This is a genomic window from Pseudoalteromonas aliena SW19 (assembly GCF_014905615.1).
GTDB lineage: Bacteria > Pseudomonadota > Gammaproteobacteria > Enterobacterales > Alteromonadaceae > Pseudoalteromonas > Pseudoalteromonas aliena.
The window spans coordinates 1-14,781 of sequence record NZ_AQGU01000017.1 but is presented as its reverse complement, the minus strand read 5'-3'; the positions used below and the strand labels follow the sequence as shown (position 1 = coordinate 14,781).

8 protein-coding genes, 8 tRNA genes and 1 rRNA gene are annotated in these 14,781 nt (G+C 41.2%); 14 read left to right on the top strand and 3 right to left on the bottom strand.

The features are described 5' to 3' along the window. Positions 1 to 132: 132 nt before the first annotated feature. Complete coding sequence (locus PALI_RS00170; protein ID WP_193154370.1) at positions 133 to 2,409, top strand: acyl-CoA dehydrogenase; 2,277 nt, start codon at positions 133 to 135, stop codon at positions 2,407 to 2,409. A 210-nt stretch (positions 2,410 to 2,619) separates the two neighbouring features. Here the strand turns inward: PALI_RS00170 and PALI_RS00165 are convergent, their stop codons facing one another. Together PALI_RS00165 and cysK are read right to left on the bottom strand one after the other, a co-directional pair. Further along, the gene (locus PALI_RS00165; protein ID WP_193154473.1) at positions 2,620 to 3,054 is read right to left on the bottom strand and encodes a hypothetical protein; all 435 of its coding nucleotides are present in this window, start codon (positions 3,052 to 3,054) and stop codon (positions 2,620 to 2,622) included. A 142-nt stretch (positions 3,055 to 3,196) separates the two neighbouring features. Beyond that, positions 3,197 to 4,165: a cysteine synthase A gene (gene cysK / locus PALI_RS00160; RefSeq protein ID WP_193154369.1), complete on the bottom strand. Its 969-nt coding sequence runs from the start codon at positions 4,163 to 4,165 to the stop codon at positions 3,197 to 3,199. A gap of 372 nt (positions 4,166 to 4,537) precedes the next feature. Between cysK and PALI_RS00155 the strand changes: the two genes are divergently transcribed. The 12 genes from PALI_RS00155 (at position 4,538) to PALI_RS00100 (ending at position 9,990) form a co-directional block, all read left to right on the top strand. Beyond that, on the top strand, positions 4,538 to 5,689 hold the full coding sequence (locus PALI_RS00155; protein WP_077537565.1) for a dicarboxylate/amino acid:cation symporter: 1,152 nt from the start codon (positions 4,538 to 4,540) through the stop codon (positions 5,687 to 5,689). A 107-nt stretch (positions 5,690 to 5,796) separates the two neighbouring features. Then, positions 5,797 to 6,447, top strand: coding sequence for a UvrY/SirA/GacA family response regulator transcription factor (gene uvrY, locus PALI_RS00150; protein ID WP_007377972.1), 651 nt, complete (start codon positions 5,797 to 5,799; stop codon positions 6,445 to 6,447). A gap of 9 nt (positions 6,448 to 6,456) precedes the next feature. Continuing rightward, on the top strand, positions 6,457 to 8,280 hold the full coding sequence (gene uvrC / locus PALI_RS00145; protein WP_077537566.1) for an excinuclease ABC subunit UvrC: 1,824 nt from the start codon (positions 6,457 to 6,459) through the stop codon (positions 8,278 to 8,280). Between the two features lie 41 nt (positions 8,281 to 8,321). Further along, a complete protein-coding gene (gene pgsA, locus PALI_RS00140; protein ID WP_138584392.1) occupies positions 8,322 to 8,867 on the top strand; it encodes a CDP-diacylglycerol--glycerol-3-phosphate 3-phosphatidyltransferase in 546 nt (181 codons plus the stop codon). Between the two features lie 211 nt (positions 8,868 to 9,078). Beyond that, positions 9,079 to 9,154, top strand: a tRNA-Gly gene (locus tag PALI_RS00135). 31 nt (positions 9,155 to 9,185) lie between these two features. Beyond that, positions 9,186 to 9,259, top strand: a tRNA-Cys gene (locus PALI_RS00130). A gap of 36 nt (positions 9,260 to 9,295) precedes the next feature. Further along, positions 9,296 to 9,382, top strand: a tRNA-Leu gene (locus PALI_RS00125). A 64-nt stretch (positions 9,383 to 9,446) separates the two neighbouring features. Then, positions 9,447 to 9,522 (top strand) — tRNA-Gly (locus PALI_RS00120). Positions 9,523 to 9,561: 39 nt separating this feature from the next. Next, positions 9,562 to 9,648: transfer RNA gene (locus PALI_RS00115), tRNA-Leu, on the top strand. Positions 9,649 to 9,696: 48 nt separating this feature from the next. Further along, positions 9,697 to 9,772, top strand: a tRNA-Gly gene (locus PALI_RS00110). Positions 9,773 to 9,791: 19 nt separating this feature from the next. Continuing rightward, positions 9,792 to 9,865, top strand: a tRNA-Cys gene (locus PALI_RS00105). Positions 9,866 to 9,903: 38 nt separating this feature from the next. Beyond that, positions 9,904 to 9,990, top strand: a tRNA-Leu gene (locus PALI_RS00100). Between the two features lie 713 nt (positions 9,991 to 10,703). Here PALI_RS00100 and PALI_RS00095 read toward each other — a convergent pair. Continuing rightward, on the bottom strand, positions 10,704 to 12,119 hold the full coding sequence (locus tag PALI_RS00095; protein WP_193154368.1) for an alanine/glycine:cation symporter family protein: 1,416 nt from the start codon (positions 12,117 to 12,119) through the stop codon (positions 10,704 to 10,706). A gap of 637 nt (positions 12,120 to 12,756) precedes the next feature. Here PALI_RS00095 and PALI_RS00090 point away from each other — a divergent pair. Further along, positions 12,757 to 14,292: ribosomal RNA gene (locus PALI_RS00090) — 16S ribosomal RNA — on the top strand. Positions 14,293 to 14,781 lie beyond the last annotated feature (489 nt).

The window sequence follows — 14,781 nt, the reverse complement described above, 5'->3', positions numbered from 1 at the left end:
GATAATAACAGTGAACTTTCAAAGAATAAATGAATGCGTTGGTCCGATTGAGGGATTTCGCAATGATTGTATTTAAATCAGGATAGGTCATAATTGAATCACTATTTAATTTAATGTGTAAGGAATGTGCGCATGTCGGTATTTATCATTTTACTGGTTGTGGTGGTGGTTATTTTTGCAGTTAAAGATATTCGCCTAAACCTGATCAGTCGTCCTACATTTAAAATGTTTAAAAAGGTACTTCCCCCGTTATCGCAAACTGAGCGAGAGGCAATGGAGGCAGGCGATGTTTGGTGGGATGGTGAACTATTTAGTGGCAACCCCGATTGGCAAAAGCTACATCGCTTTCCTAAACCTGAATTAAGCGATAAAGAAAACGCATTTATGGCTGATCAAGTAGAGACTTTATTGGCAATGCTTGATGATTATCAAATTGTACAAAAAGATAAAGACTTACCAAAAGAAGTGTGGGATTACCTAAAAACGGAAGGTTTTTTTGCGCTGATCATTCCTGAAAAGTTTGGCGGTCGTGAGTTCTCAGCAATTGCTAATTCAACGATAGTGTCAAAAATTTCGACTAAAAGTTTAACTGCTGCAGTGACTGTTATGGTGCCAAATAGCTTAGGCCCGGGCGAGTTACTCCTTCACTATGGTACTAAAGAGCAGCAAGACCGTTGGCTACCAAGTTTAGCTAATGGCACAGATGTGCCTTGTTTTGCGTTAACGGGACCCGAAGCGGGCTCTGATGCGGGCAGTATTCCTGATTCAGGCGTTGTGTGTATGGGGGAGCACAATGGCGAGCAGGTGATGGGTCTGCGCTTAAACTGGTCAAAGCGCTATATTACACTTGCACCGGTGGCTACAGTACTAGGCTTGGCATTTAAAATGTATGATCCTGATGGTTTGTTGGGTGATAAAAAAGAGCTGGGAATTACGTGTGCGCTTATACCAACAAATCATCATGGCGTTGAAACGGGTGAACGTCATTATCCGCTTAATATGGCCTTCATGAATGGCACAACGTACGGTAAAGATGTATTTATACCACTGGATTGGATTATAGGTGGGCAAGAATGCGCAGGGCGCGGTTGGAGAATGCTTGTTGAGTGTTTAAGTGCTGGTCGTGGTATATCGCTGCCTGCATTAAGTGCGGCTACAGGTCACTTGGCATCAAAAATGACATCGGCTTATGCAGTGGTGCGCCAGCAGTTTGGTGTATCTATAGGGCAATTTGAAGGTGTGCAAGAGGCACTTGCGCGTATTGGTGGTTTAACTTACGCACTTGAATCGTGCAGGCTAATGACAGCAGGTGCGATTGATTTAAAGCTAAGTCCGTCAGTTGTAACCGCAATTGCTAAATACCATATGACCGAAATGGGGCGTACAGTAATGAACGATGCAATGGATATTCATTCGGGCAAAGGGATTCAAGTTGGCCCAAATAACTATTTAGCGCATGGCTATATGGGGATTCCTGTATCGATCACGGTAGAAGGCGCGAATATTTTAACCCGTAATTTAATGATATTTGGGCAAGGTGCCACGCGCTGCCATCCGTTTGTTTTAAAAGAAATGGAAGCCGCTGCAATGGAAGATAATGACGCAGCACTTGGGCAGTTCGATAGTTTATTAATGAACCATATACTATTTGCTGCAAGTAATGCCAGCATGGCATTTGTGCATGGCCTAACTCGCAGCTATTTTGCTAAAGCACCCGTGAGCGGTGAAACCGCAGTTTATTATAAACAATTGAGTAGAATGAGCCGAGGTTTGGCTATTTGTACCGACGTTGCAATGCTAATGCTCGGTGGTGAGCTTAAGCGAAAAGAAATGATATCGGCACGTTTAGGTGATGTGCTGAGCCATTTGTATTTAGCATCAACCGTTTTAAAGCGTTACGAAGACGAAGGACGCCAACAAGCAGACTTACCCTTTGTTAAATATGCAATTGAAAATTCACTATTTGAAATTGGCCAAGCATTTAATGGCTTCTTTAAAAACTTTTCAAACCCTGTTGTTAATTTCATCCTTAAACGCATTGTGTTCCCTGTGGGTAATCATTACCACAGACCAAGTGATGAAATAGCGCAAAGTATTTGTGAGCACATGACTCAACCGGGTGTGTTTCGAAACCGCTTAACGCATTTATGTTATGTAGACGAAAATGCGGGTACGGGGATTATGGAAAATGCATTTTTAGCAATGCATGACATGCAAGCGCAGTTTAAAGACCTAAAACAATGGCAGCGTAAGGGCAGTGTGCCTGCAACGCTTGATATTGAAGGTGCGATAAACTATGCGCTTGAAAATAAGTTGCTCGAACAGGCTGACGCGGATGCAATGCATCATGCTAATAAACTGCGAAAACAAGCCATTGCGGTTGATAACTTTAAAGCAGGTGAGCTTTGAGCAAGTACTTAAATAACCTGAACTCTGGATACTAAACCTATCTCGAGCAGCTATTTTCAGTGCTAACTGCGTTGAATTTACGTGCAATAGGCCATCTATTGACGCGTAAATTCGCCTTGTTTTCACTGAAAATCTCTCAACCAGAGCTCAGGTTAAATAACAATTAAAATACAAAGGCCTTATAAATATAAGGCCTTTGCTTAAGTTTATTTATCGTGCGTAAGGGTCGGCAAGTATTTTATCTACATACCATTTGCCTTTTGTATGTATCATATTTACGCTGCGCATCTCATCAACTTTTTTGCCATTAATATAACCGGTAAAAACAATATTAATTTTAGCTTTGTCACCGTATTGTTCACGTAAGCTCGTATTCGATCTATCAACCTCAATAATCACTTCATCGTATTGCATGTTTATTAAGTTGCGCGCAAACTGTTTTGCAGTGCCGTAGGATTTCATTATACGAGTAAGCCTAGGCGTTGCGTAGGCAGTGGCTTTTTGTAAGTCTTGCTGATTATATAATGCATCAAAGTAAGCGGCTGCTGAATCACCAGGACTGTCACTGGATACTTTAATATCGTCATTACACCCCAAAGTGAATAGACAGATTATTAGGCTAAGCAGGGTTACTATTTTTTTCATCATCATCGTTATAGTTATTTATTCAGTTTTTAAAGTGTGTAATTAAATAGTGAAGATGTAAAGAGGACGGGAAAGATTGCCTGTGAATATTTTTAATAAATAATAAAAAAGGATGCAAAAGCATCCTTTTTTACAAAATGTTTTATTGAACGAGCTCTTGTTCACTAAATTCTTCATCAAACATTGGGCTTGATAAGTAACGCTCAGTAGCACTTGGCAAAATAACGACGATATTTTTATCAGCATTTTCTGGCTTTTCGGCAATACGCTTGGCTGCAACAACGGCAGCACCTGATGAAATACCGACTAAAATACCTTCTTTTTTCATTAATTGATGCGCCATTGCAATTGCATCTTCGTTAGATACAAGCTCTGCACCATCAATTAGTGTCATATCTAGGTTACCAGGAATAAAGCCTGCACCAATACCTTGAATTTTATGAGGGCCTGGCTTAATAACCTCTCCGGCAAGCGTTTGGCTAATAACGGGAGAATTAGTTGGCTCAACCGCAATAGATTTAACGTTTAGGCCTTTTTCTGTTTTAAGGTAGCGGCTAACACCGGTAATTGTACCACCAGTACCCACACCCGCTACAAAAAAGTCTACTTTACCATCAAGGGCATCATAAATTTCAGGGCCCGTTGTTTCAAAGTGAATCTTAGGATTTGCCGGGTTTTCAAATTGCTGTAATAAAATATACTTATCAGGTGCGGTTGCTTGAATTTCTTTTGCTTTTTCAATTGCGCCGTTCATACCTTTAGCACCGTCGGTAAGCACTAGGTTTGCACCTAATGCTTTTAATAGCTTACGGCGTTCTAAACTCATGGTGTTTGGCATAGTCAGCGTTAACTTGTAACCACGTGCCGCAGCAACAAATGCTAAAGCAATGCCTGTATTTCCCGACGTTGGTTCGATAAGTTCTTTATCTTTCGTTAGCTGGCCTGATTTTTCAGCTTCCCAAATCATTGATGCACCAATACGGCATTTGATACTAAAGCTAGGGTTACGAGATTCAACTTTAGCGTATACATTCCCACCTGTAACACGGTTAAGTTTTACCAGCGGTGTATTACCGATGCTTAGTGAGTTATCTTCAAAAATAGTAGACATAATGTTCCTTTGGATACAATCTGATCAACGTATTAGCAGCCTTTGCTACTAACTATATAGACACACTTTACTGGGAGTTAAAAAAAACTAAAGTAAAGTTTGGCTATAACATATATCTATTGAGCTTATAACTAAGTGAAATAAAAATCCACAATAGCCGGCACTTTAGTTATTAAAGGTATGTACAGAGGTCGCGCTTATTTTATTGGCTTTGAAATGCGGATGAAATCTATTCATTTACCCTATATTATCTGCAAAATCTTCATGTGTTGTTGATTATTTGTGCGAATGAACCACCGTTGAACATTTTTATGACACAAGCTAAGTAAAACATGATAAAAACACGTATCTAAATTCAATAAAGCAATCACAATGAAGTTAATCTTAAAATTAATTGCCGGTATTGTTGCCGGTATTCTGGTCGGACTCTACGTACCAATTACGGGTGTTGAACTTTTATTCACGGTAAAAGAGCTGATAGGTCAAATTATCTCTTTTACTATTCCGCTTATTATTTTGTTTTTTATTGCATCGGGTATTGCAGGCCTACCAAAAGGGTCAGGTCACTTACTTGGCAAAACAGTCGGGTTTGCTTATAGCTCTACAATTATTGCAGGTACGCTTGCTTTTTTATTAGTGAGTGCTGTTATCCCATTTTTAAGTGGTGGCATAACATTCGAATCAGAAATCGCAACAGAAATAGGTAGCTTTATAGATTTAGAAATTCCACCGCTTATGGGGGTTATGACCGCATTAGTTACTGCCTTTGTATTTGGTATAGGTATGAGTCAGCTAGAATTAGACACACTGAAAAAAGTGTCCGATCAGGGACGTGATGTTATTGATGGGCTTCTGTCAAAGGTAATTATTCCGGCTTTACCATTTTATATCGCGGGCGTATTTGCGGAAATGACAGTAGCGGGGACGGTGGTTGATACGCTGCAAACATTTGGTGTGGTACTAATTGCTGCACTTGTTATGCATTGGCTATGGTTAAGCGTTTTATATATAGCGACAGGTATCTTGCTTAAACGCAATCCAATCGAATTAGTTAAAAATATGCTACCTGCTTACTTTACGGCATTAGGGACTATGTCGAGTGCGGCAACGATTCCGGTATCACTGCAATCAAGTAAAGCAAATAATGTAAAAGAAGATGTAGCTAACTTTACTGTGCCGCTTTGCGCCACTATTCACCTATCTGGATCAACGATTACAATAGTAACCTGTGCAATGGCTGTTATGTTTTTATCGCCAAATATGGCAGTACCTTCATTAATGGAGATGATGCCATTTATTATGATGCTAGGTGTCGTTATGATTGCAGCCCCTGGTGCGCCAGGTGGGGCTGTTATGTCGGCACTTGGGCTATTAACAAGCATGCTTGGCTTTAATGAAGGGGCTGTTGCATTAATGATTGCACTTTATTTAGCACAAGATAGCTTTGGCACTGCGTGTAATGTAACAGGTGATGGTATCATTGCATTATGGGTTGATCGTTTTAGCGATAAAAAATCATCTTAAACTATTAGACTGAGGCAATAACATTAGTTATTGTCTCGCTTTATCTCTGTTTGTATGGCAAATTAATTTATTAAATTGCGTGTTGTTAGGTAAATGAGGATGTTCCATTGATTAATGTACTTTTAGTTGATGACCATGAACTTGTACGAACAGGTATCAAGCGTATTCTTGATGACGTACGAGGGTTTAAAGTAATTGGCGAGGCTAAAACCGGCGAAGAGGCTGTGCAGTTCTGTCGTCAGCATGCGCCAAACATCGTATTAATGGATATGAACATGCCAGGTATGGGCGGATTAGAAGCGACTAAAAAGATTTGCCGCTATTGCCCTGATGTAAAAATCATTGTGCTTACTGTTAATTGTGAAGACCCATTTCCGAGCAAGGTAATGCAAATTGGCGCACATGGCTTTTTAACCAAAGGTGCAGGCTCTGACGAAATGGTCCGCGCTATTCGCTGTGTTCATGCTGGACAACGTTATATAGCCCCAGAAATTGCACAACAAATTGCATTAGCGCAAGTGACAGGTCGTACCGACGAAAACCCTTTTCAGAGTTTATCTGAGCGCGAACTACAAATTATGCTTATGATCACCAAAGGTGAAAAAGCACAAGATATAGCTGAGCGTTTAAACTTAAGTTCTAAAACAGTAAACAGTTATCGCTATCGGATGTTTGAAAAGCTAAATGTGGGTGGAGATGTTGAACTGACCCATTTGGCTATTCGTCATAAAATGATTGATATAGACGTGTCGTACTAATCATAATCTATGTCTGAATTTGATCATGCACATTTTCTTAAAACGCTATCAAGTGAGCCTGGTGTCTACCGTATGCTTGATAGTGGTGGCCAAGTTATTTATGTTGGAAAAGCCAAACACCTAAAAAAACGAGTCAGTAGTTACTTTAGAAGTAATATCACGGACAGTAAAACGCGTGTTTTAGTGAGTAATATTTGTGATATTGACGTCACTCTTACCAATACTGAAACCGAAGCGCTGCTACTTGAAAATAATTTAATAAAAAAATACCAGCCTCGTTACAACATATTATTACGCGACGATAAGTCGTATCCTTATATTTTACTGACCAGCCATAAACACCCTCGTTTAGCTTTTCACCGGGGTAGTCGTAAAATTAAAGGCGAATACTTTGGGCCTTTCCCAAGCGCAGGCGCAGTATCTGAAAGCTTGCGGTTAATGCAAAAAATCTTTCCTGTTCGTCAATGCGAAGACGCTTATTACCGCGCAAGAAGTCGCCCATGCTTACAATACCAGCTTAAACGTTGCTCAGCGCCGTGCGTGAACAAAGTAACGGATGATGATTACAGTGAGCAAGTAGATTACGTACGTAAATTTTTAACGGGTAAATCTCACGAAGTTATTGCTGATTTAATAAAAAAAATGGAAGAAGCCAGCCAGCAACTCAATTTTGAACTGGCGGCAAAAGTTCGCGACCAAATAATGCTACTTCGTAAAATGCAGGAGCAGCAGTCTATTTCGGGTAATTTTGCTGAAATGGATGTGGTAGGCTTTGCCCATTTGAATGGTTTAAACGGTATTCATTTATTAATGATCCGCGATCATAAAGTACTAGGTAGTAAAACGTACTTCCCAAAAGTGCCAAAAGATTCGAGTGAGCAAGAAATACTAACTTCATTTTTAGGGCAGTATTATTTAGCGCCTGGCGCGACAGGGCGTATTGCAAAAGAAATCATATTACCGTTTGAAATAGAAGAAAGCGGGGCTTTAGGTGAAGCCCTCACACAAATAAGTGAGCGCAAAGTAACCCTTAAAGTAGTTACCCGTGGTGAACGCGCGCAATACTTACAACTCGCAAATAAAAATGCATTAAATAGTATTGCGGTTAAACAAAGTACCCAAGACTCTATTAATAAACGTTATGCACAATTAAAAGCAACGCTACGCCTTGATGATATAACACGGATGGAATGTTTTGATATAAGTCACACTATGGGAGAGAACACTGTTGCTAGTTGTGTTGTGTTTGATTCGCAAGGACCAAATACAAAAGAGTACAGGCGCTATAACGTAACGGGTATTACTGGTGGTGATGATTATGCAGCAATGGAGTTTGCACTTAACAAACGCTATAACAAGCTAGTAGACGAAGAAAAAATTCCTGACGTTATTTTTATAGATGGTGGTAAGGGGCAACTCGGGCGTGCTGAGCAGTACTTTTCTAATTGGTCGCATACAAAAATGCCTTTATTAGTCGGTGTAGCAAAGGGGACTAGTCGAAAGCCTGGTCTTGAAACACTATTAATAGATGGTGGCCGTAAGACTATTCCAATGGATTCGGATGCACCTGCGCTGCATTTAATCCAGCATATACGAGATGAGTCTCACCGCTTTGCCATTGCAGGGCACCGTAATAAACGACAGAAACAACGAACACAATCACTATTAGAAGAAATAAATGGAGTAGGTTCTAAGCGCCGCCAAACATTATTGAAATATTTAGGGGGCATGCAAGGGGTAAAAGCTGCTAATATAGAACAGTTAAAGAAAGTTCCTGGGATCAGCCCTGACATGGCTGAGAAGATATTTAACCATTTGCACGATAAGGGTTAGCCTTACATGCAATATAGCAAAAAAGACATATCCAAGTAGTTATGTGGAATATTCCAAACACACTCACAACCTTTAGACTTTTTCTTATCCCCATTTTTTTGGTGATATTTTATTTGCCTTATAGCTGGGCTTTTTTTGCTGCAGCCTTTATTTTTTGGCTTGCATCTATTACCGACATACTCGACGGTTATTTAGCAAGAAAGCTTGAGCAATCAACCCCTTTTGGTGCTTTTTTAGATCCTGTTGCTGATAAAGTCATGGTATGTGCAGCACTTGTCGCATTATCTGAACAATATCAATCAATGTATATGACAATACCGGCCCTCATTATAATAAGTCGTGAAATAATTATTTCTGCACTTCGTGAATGGATGGCAGAGCAAGGTAAACGCGGTAACGTAGCTGTGTCAAATATGGGTAAAATAAAGACAGCTGCGCAAATGTTAGCCATTATCGGTTTGATTTGGCAATACGATACGTGGATGAACTATTTAAGTTTTGGGTTATTGTATATAGCCACCTTTTTAACTTTGAGTTCTATGCTGCAATATTTACGCGCAGCGTGGGATGAATTGACTAAAAACTAGCTCTAAATGTATAATAACGCAGCATTTTAGATAAAAAACAAGCAAACAGTTCAAAACTAGCATTTTTTATATTGACGCGTTTAATAATCTCTGTAGAATGCGTCCGTGTTGAGAGGGCATAGCCCCCGAGATAAACAAAACGGTAATTAATTGGTTATCTGAATGCTCACATAAATCATAATGTGTTAATTCAAATAGCTGATAATAAAATGCGGTACTAGCTCAGTTGGTAGAGCGCGACCTTGCCAAGGTCGAGGTCACGAGTTCGAGCCTCGTGTACCGCTCCAAGTTTATCTCAAGGTTATTACCCCGCACTGGGGCGGAATGGCAGAGTGGCCATGCACCGGATTGCAAATCCGTTCACCCCGGTTCGACTCCGGGTTCCGCCTCCAATCAACACTCCACACGCTTTAATTAGCAAACTCGATGCCCGAGTGGTGGAATTGGTAGACACAAGGGATTTAAAATCCCTCGACTAACAAGTCGTGCCGGTTCAAGTCCGGCCTCGGGCACCACTTTGTGGTTTAATTGCATTACCAAGTGTAATTTATAAAATAGTTAATTTAGAATTAATATGATGCGGTACTAGCTCAGTTGGTAGAGCGCGACCTTGCCAAGGTCGAGGTCACGAGTTCGAGCCTCGTGTACCGCTCCATATTCGTTTTATCCACTTGCTTTTAATAGCAAACTCGATGCCCGAGTGGTGGAATTGGTAGACACAAGGGATTTAAAATCCCTCGACTAACAAGTCGTGCCGGTTCAAGTCCGGCCTCGGGCACCACTTTATATTATTTTACCAAGGTAATTTAGAGTTGATAAACAATATTTTGCGGTACTAGCTCAGTTGGTAGAGCGCGACCTTGCCAAGGTCGAGGTCACGAGTTCGAGCCTCGTGTACCGCTCCAAATTAATTGGAAATATTTAGGCGGAATGGCAGAGTGGCCATGCACCGGATTGCAAATCCGTTTACCTCGGTTCGACTCCGGGTTCCGCCTCCATATAATTTACTCCACACGCTTTAATTAGCAAACTCGATGCCCGAGTGGTGGAATTGGTAGACACAAGGGATTTAAAATCCCTCGACTAACAAGTCGTGCCGGTTCAAGTCCGGCCTCGGGCACCATCTTTATATTAAGCGCTCTGCTTAAAAAAAATTTATAACACTTATAAGTTAACCCCAAAACCTGATTTACAATCCTTATATTTACTATGATTTATATTATTTTTGATATGCCATACTTTATGTATGTCCTACCTAATAATATCGTTGTGTGATAGTTTAGTAACGGCTTTTTATACCTATTGCTAAGCGTAATATAAGATCTCTAAATCCAGTCCTATAACGGTTCAAATAAACTAGGCACGTAATCCATAGTGATACATTATTCCTAGTGTTAATTAATGCACTTTTAATTGGGCTAAACGTCATAGACTTATGATACCAACCCGTAAAATAAACCATTAGCCTTAAAAATCCAAAACAGTAAACCAATCCACACTTCTAGAGCAAACAACATAAATTTATGCGCTGCTAGCATAAAGTAACTGTCAAATTGATCGGTAATGCATGCTCAGTGGAAGTTAAAAGTCGCGGGTAATAGTAAGTCTAGAGTGATGGTGAGAGCTTCAAATAGGTAAACAATAAAGTGCTTATACATGATTCAGAGCTATGGACATTAAACATCTGTTTTTGTAGGTTGTCTTATTTAAGCAGATAATGTCTATACAGTTCTTATCGGCTGTAACAGCTTTTACTTATAAAGGATAGAGTGATTTAGTGTAAGTACTTTTTATTTTTAGAACTAAAAAAGCGAGCCGTAGCTCGCTGCTTATTGTTTATTTCCAGGCCTCGGGGTCGACCTCTTTAGCAAGCTTTGGATGCTTAGTTTTATCAAATGTAGGCGTTAAACCTTGTTTTCGTTGCTCGTTATAATCTTTAGAGAGCCATACAACAACACCTGAAAGCATAAATAGCGCTATAACGTTCACAATAGCCATTAAGCCCATTGATATATCTGCAAGCGTCCAAATTAAACCAAGCTCACCGACTGCACCAAACATCACCATAACTAAAACAACAAGTCTAAAGATAAACATACCTTTATTAGAGTTGTGTTCTAAAAACATTAAATTTGTTTCAGCATAAGAGTAATTCGCAACAATAGACGTAAAAGCAAAAAAGAGTATAGCGATAGCAATAAAGTAAGTACCCCAATCTCCAACATGTTCTTGTAATGCAGCTTGAGTAAGTTCAATACCTAATACACCAGACTCAGGTACTAATTGCTGTGAAAGCAAGATAAGTGAGGCAGTGGCGGTACAAATTACAATAGTATCAATAAATACACCTAACATTTGCACATAACCTTGTGATGCCGGATGTGGAGGGTAAGGCGTTGCCGTAGCAGCGGCATTAGCAGCACTACCCATACCAGCTTCGTTTGAAAATAAACCACGCTTGATCCCTTGGATCATAGCTTGCGTTATGCCATAACCAATTGCACCGGCCCCTGCTTGCTCAATACCAAAGGCACTTTTTATAATAAGCACTAGTACATCCGGTAGCGCAGTAAAGTTAACAGCACAAACATAAAGAGCAACCAGCAAATAAGCTAATGCCATAAATGGCACAACCATTTCAGCAAAGCGAGAAATTGTTTTCAGGCCACCAAAAATAATGATGCCAGAGCCAATCACTAAGAAAATACCTACTATATACTTAGGTACACCAAATGCCACTTCAAATGCGGCAGCAATAGAGTTTGACTGCACAGCGTTAAATACTAAACCAAAGGCTAAAATCAAGCATAATGAGAATAAAACGCCCATCCAGCGCTTACCTAAACCATTTTGCATATAATAAGCAGGGCCACCTCTGAAGTTACCTTCAGCATCTTTTGTTTTATAAGCCTGTGCTAAAGTACTTTCAGCAAAACTGGTTGCCATACCTATTAATGCAATCAGCCACATCCAAAAAATAGCACCAGGGCCGCCTAAATATAATGCAACCGCAACGCCGGCCATATTACCGGTGCCAACGCGGGCCGCTAGCGATGTACAAAAGGCTTGAAAGGATGAAATTTCGTCTTCACCACATTTACGAGAACCAAACATTACTTTAAACATATGTGGGAATTGTACAAATTGAATAAAGCCTAATCGAAAAGTAAAAAAGAGACCTGCTGCTATTAATAAGTAGACGAGAACCTGGCCCCATAAAAGGGCACTTATACTGTTTATTATGTCTGTCATGGGTACTACCTAAATACATGAGTTAAAAAAGTGACCGCAACTTATCACATCAAGATAAAAGTGTTTAGTTTTAAAGTGTAAAAACAAGAGTTATCAACAGGGTTTTGTGGGTAACGTGTGCTTATCGTGTGCGCTTGCTTGGGGCTTAATTTTAATTACTATTTTATGTAAATAACGCTTGCGTAAAATCCGCCGCTCCCTATAATGCGGCCCCACTGAGACGGGATATGGCGACGCGCAGCGGACAACGCCTAGCGAGACCCAAACTACTCAGGGTGTTAAGTAAAACTTAGTGTTGATAAATATAACTTTTACCAAAATTAAGTGTTGACAAAAAAATAGGAAAGCGTAATATGCGCAGCCCTAGCGAGATAAAGTTTAACTTTAACCGCAACGTTCTTTAAAAATATAAAGCAATCATCTGTGTGGGCACTCGTACAGATTGAGTTCTAACAGCCAAGCTACTTCGTTCTTTATTGAGCAAGTAACGAGGCAAACAAATTAGAGTCTCAATTGAAAACTGAGTGACCAACAGAAGTAACTTATTTATAAGTTGCTTCGGCACAGTCAATTCAATATCGAAAGATATTAAAATAAATTCAGAATTCATTGAGCTGTCGAAAGACATAAAACTTTTTAATTGAAGAGTTTGATCATGGCTCAGATTGAACGCTGGCGGCAGGCCTAACACATGCAAGTCGAGCGGTAACAGAGAGGTGCTTGCACCTTTGCTGACGAGCGGCGGACGGGTGAGTAATGCTTGGGAACATGCCTTGAGGTGGGGGACAACAGTTGGAAACGACTGCTAATACCGCATAATGTCTACGGACCAAAGGGGGCTTCGGCTCTCGCCTTTAGATTGGCCCAAGTGGGATTAGCTAGTTGGTGAGGTAATGGCTCACCAAGGCGACGATCCCTAGCTGGTTTGAGAGGATGATCAGCCACACTGGGACTGAGACACGGCCCAGACTCCTACGGGAGGCAGCAGTGGGGAATATTGCACAATGGGCGCAAGCCTGATGCAGCCATGCCGCGTGTGTGAAGAAGGCCTTCGGGTTGTAAAGCACTTTCAGTCAGGAGGAAAGGTTAGTAGTTAATACCTGCTAGCTGTGACGTTACTGACAGAAGAAGCACCGGCTAACTCCGTGCCAGCAGCCGCGGTAATACGGAGGGTGCGAGCGTTAATCGGAATTACTGGGCGTAAAGCGTACGCAGGCGGTTTGTTAAGCGAGATGTGAAAGCCCTGGGCTCAACCTGGGAACTGCATTTCGAACTGGCAAACTAGAGTGTGATAGAGGGTGGTAGAATTTCAGGTGTAGCGGTGAAATGCGTAGAGATCTGAAGGAATACCGATGGCGAAGGCAGCCACCTGGGTCAACACTGACGCTCATGTACGAAAGCGTGGGGAGCAAACGGGATTAGATACCCCGGTAGTCCACGCCGTAAACGATGTCTACTAGAAGCTCGGGTCCTCGGACTTGTTTTTCAAAGCTAACGCATTAAGTAGACCGCCTGGGGAGTACGGCCGCAAGGTTAAAACTCAAATGAATTGACGGGGGCCCGCACAAGCGGTGGAGCATGTGGTTTAATTCGATGCAACGCGAAGAACCTTACCTACACTTGACATACAGAGAACTTACCAGAGATGGTTTGGTGCCTTCGGGAACTCTGATACAGGTGCTGCATGGCTGTCGTCAGCTCGTGTTGTGAGATGTTGGGTTAAGTCCCGCAACGAGCGCAACCCCTATCCTTAGTTGCTAGCAGGTAATGCTGAGAACTCTAAGGAGACTGCCGGTGATAAACCGGAGGAAGGTGGGGACGACGTCAAGTCATCATGGCCCTTACGTGTAGGGCTACACACGTGCTACAATGGCGCATACAGAGTGCTGCGAACCTGCGAAGGTAAGCGAATCACTTAAAGTGCGTCGTAGTCCGGATTGGAGTCTGCAACTCGACTCCATGAAGTCGGAATCGCTAGTAATCGCGTATCAGAATGACGCGGTGAATACGTTCCCGGGCCTTGTACACACCGCCCGTCACACCATGGGAGTGGGTTGCTCCAGAAGTAGATAGTCTAACCCTCGGGAGGACGTTTACCACGGAGTGATTCATGACTGGGGTGAAGTCGTAACAAGGTAGCCCTAGGGGAACCTGGGGCTGGATCACCTCCTTATACGATTTAGAACTTATTTGTTCGTAGTGTCCACACAGATGATTGTTAGTTAGTTTTACCCATTGGGTTTAACTAATTAATATGCTCTTTAAAAATTTGGAAAAGCTGATAATAAAATTCGTATGAATGACATTTGTTATTTGTACAGAGTTTTCAAAAGTAAAAAAGAATGATAGCAGTATCATTCAGTGCCATTTAATTGTTTCTTTGAAATGATTGATTGGTATCTACTTTAGTATTCAATATTAACTTCTGGCGAAGTTAAACTGTCACTAACGTATGACTGGATCTAACGATTTAGTATTGCGACGTGGATTTGATACTTAGGCAACGCCGCTGATATTTTTGTCGCTGGGCGCATAACGTGTTATGTAACCAAGCAAAAGTTGATAGCAAGGCAGCATAAGTAACAAAGACCAAGCAAGACCCGTTTGGGTTGTATGGTTAAGTGACTAAGCGTACACGGTGGATGCCTTGGCAGTTGGAGGC

What these genes read in the sequence shown, in the direction of transcription:
- PALI_RS00170 (WP_193154370.1), top strand. Translation starts at nt 133, where the DNA reads ATGTCGGTATTTATCATTTTACTGGTTGTGGTGGTGGTTATTTTTGCA.
- PALI_RS00165 (WP_193154473.1), bottom strand. Translation starts at nt 3,054, where the DNA reads ATGAAAAAAATAGTAACCCTGCTTAGCCTAATAATCTGTCTATTCACT.
- cysK (WP_193154369.1), bottom strand. Translation starts at nt 4,165, where the DNA reads ATGTCTACTATTTTTGAAGATAACTCACTAAGCATCGGTAATACACCG.
- PALI_RS00155 (WP_077537565.1), top strand. Translation starts at nt 4,538, where the DNA reads ATGAAGTTAATCTTAAAATTAATTGCCGGTATTGTTGCCGGTATTCTG.
- uvrC (WP_077537566.1), top strand. Translation starts at nt 6,457, where the DNA reads ATGTCTGAATTTGATCATGCACATTTTCTTAAAACGCTATCAAGTGAG.
- pgsA (WP_138584392.1), top strand. Translation starts at nt 8,322, where the DNA reads ATGTGGAATATTCCAAACACACTCACAACCTTTAGACTTTTTCTTATC.
- PALI_RS00095 (WP_193154368.1), bottom strand. Translation starts at nt 12,119, where the DNA reads ATGACAGACATAATAAACAGTATAAGTGCCCTTTTATGGGGCCAGGTT.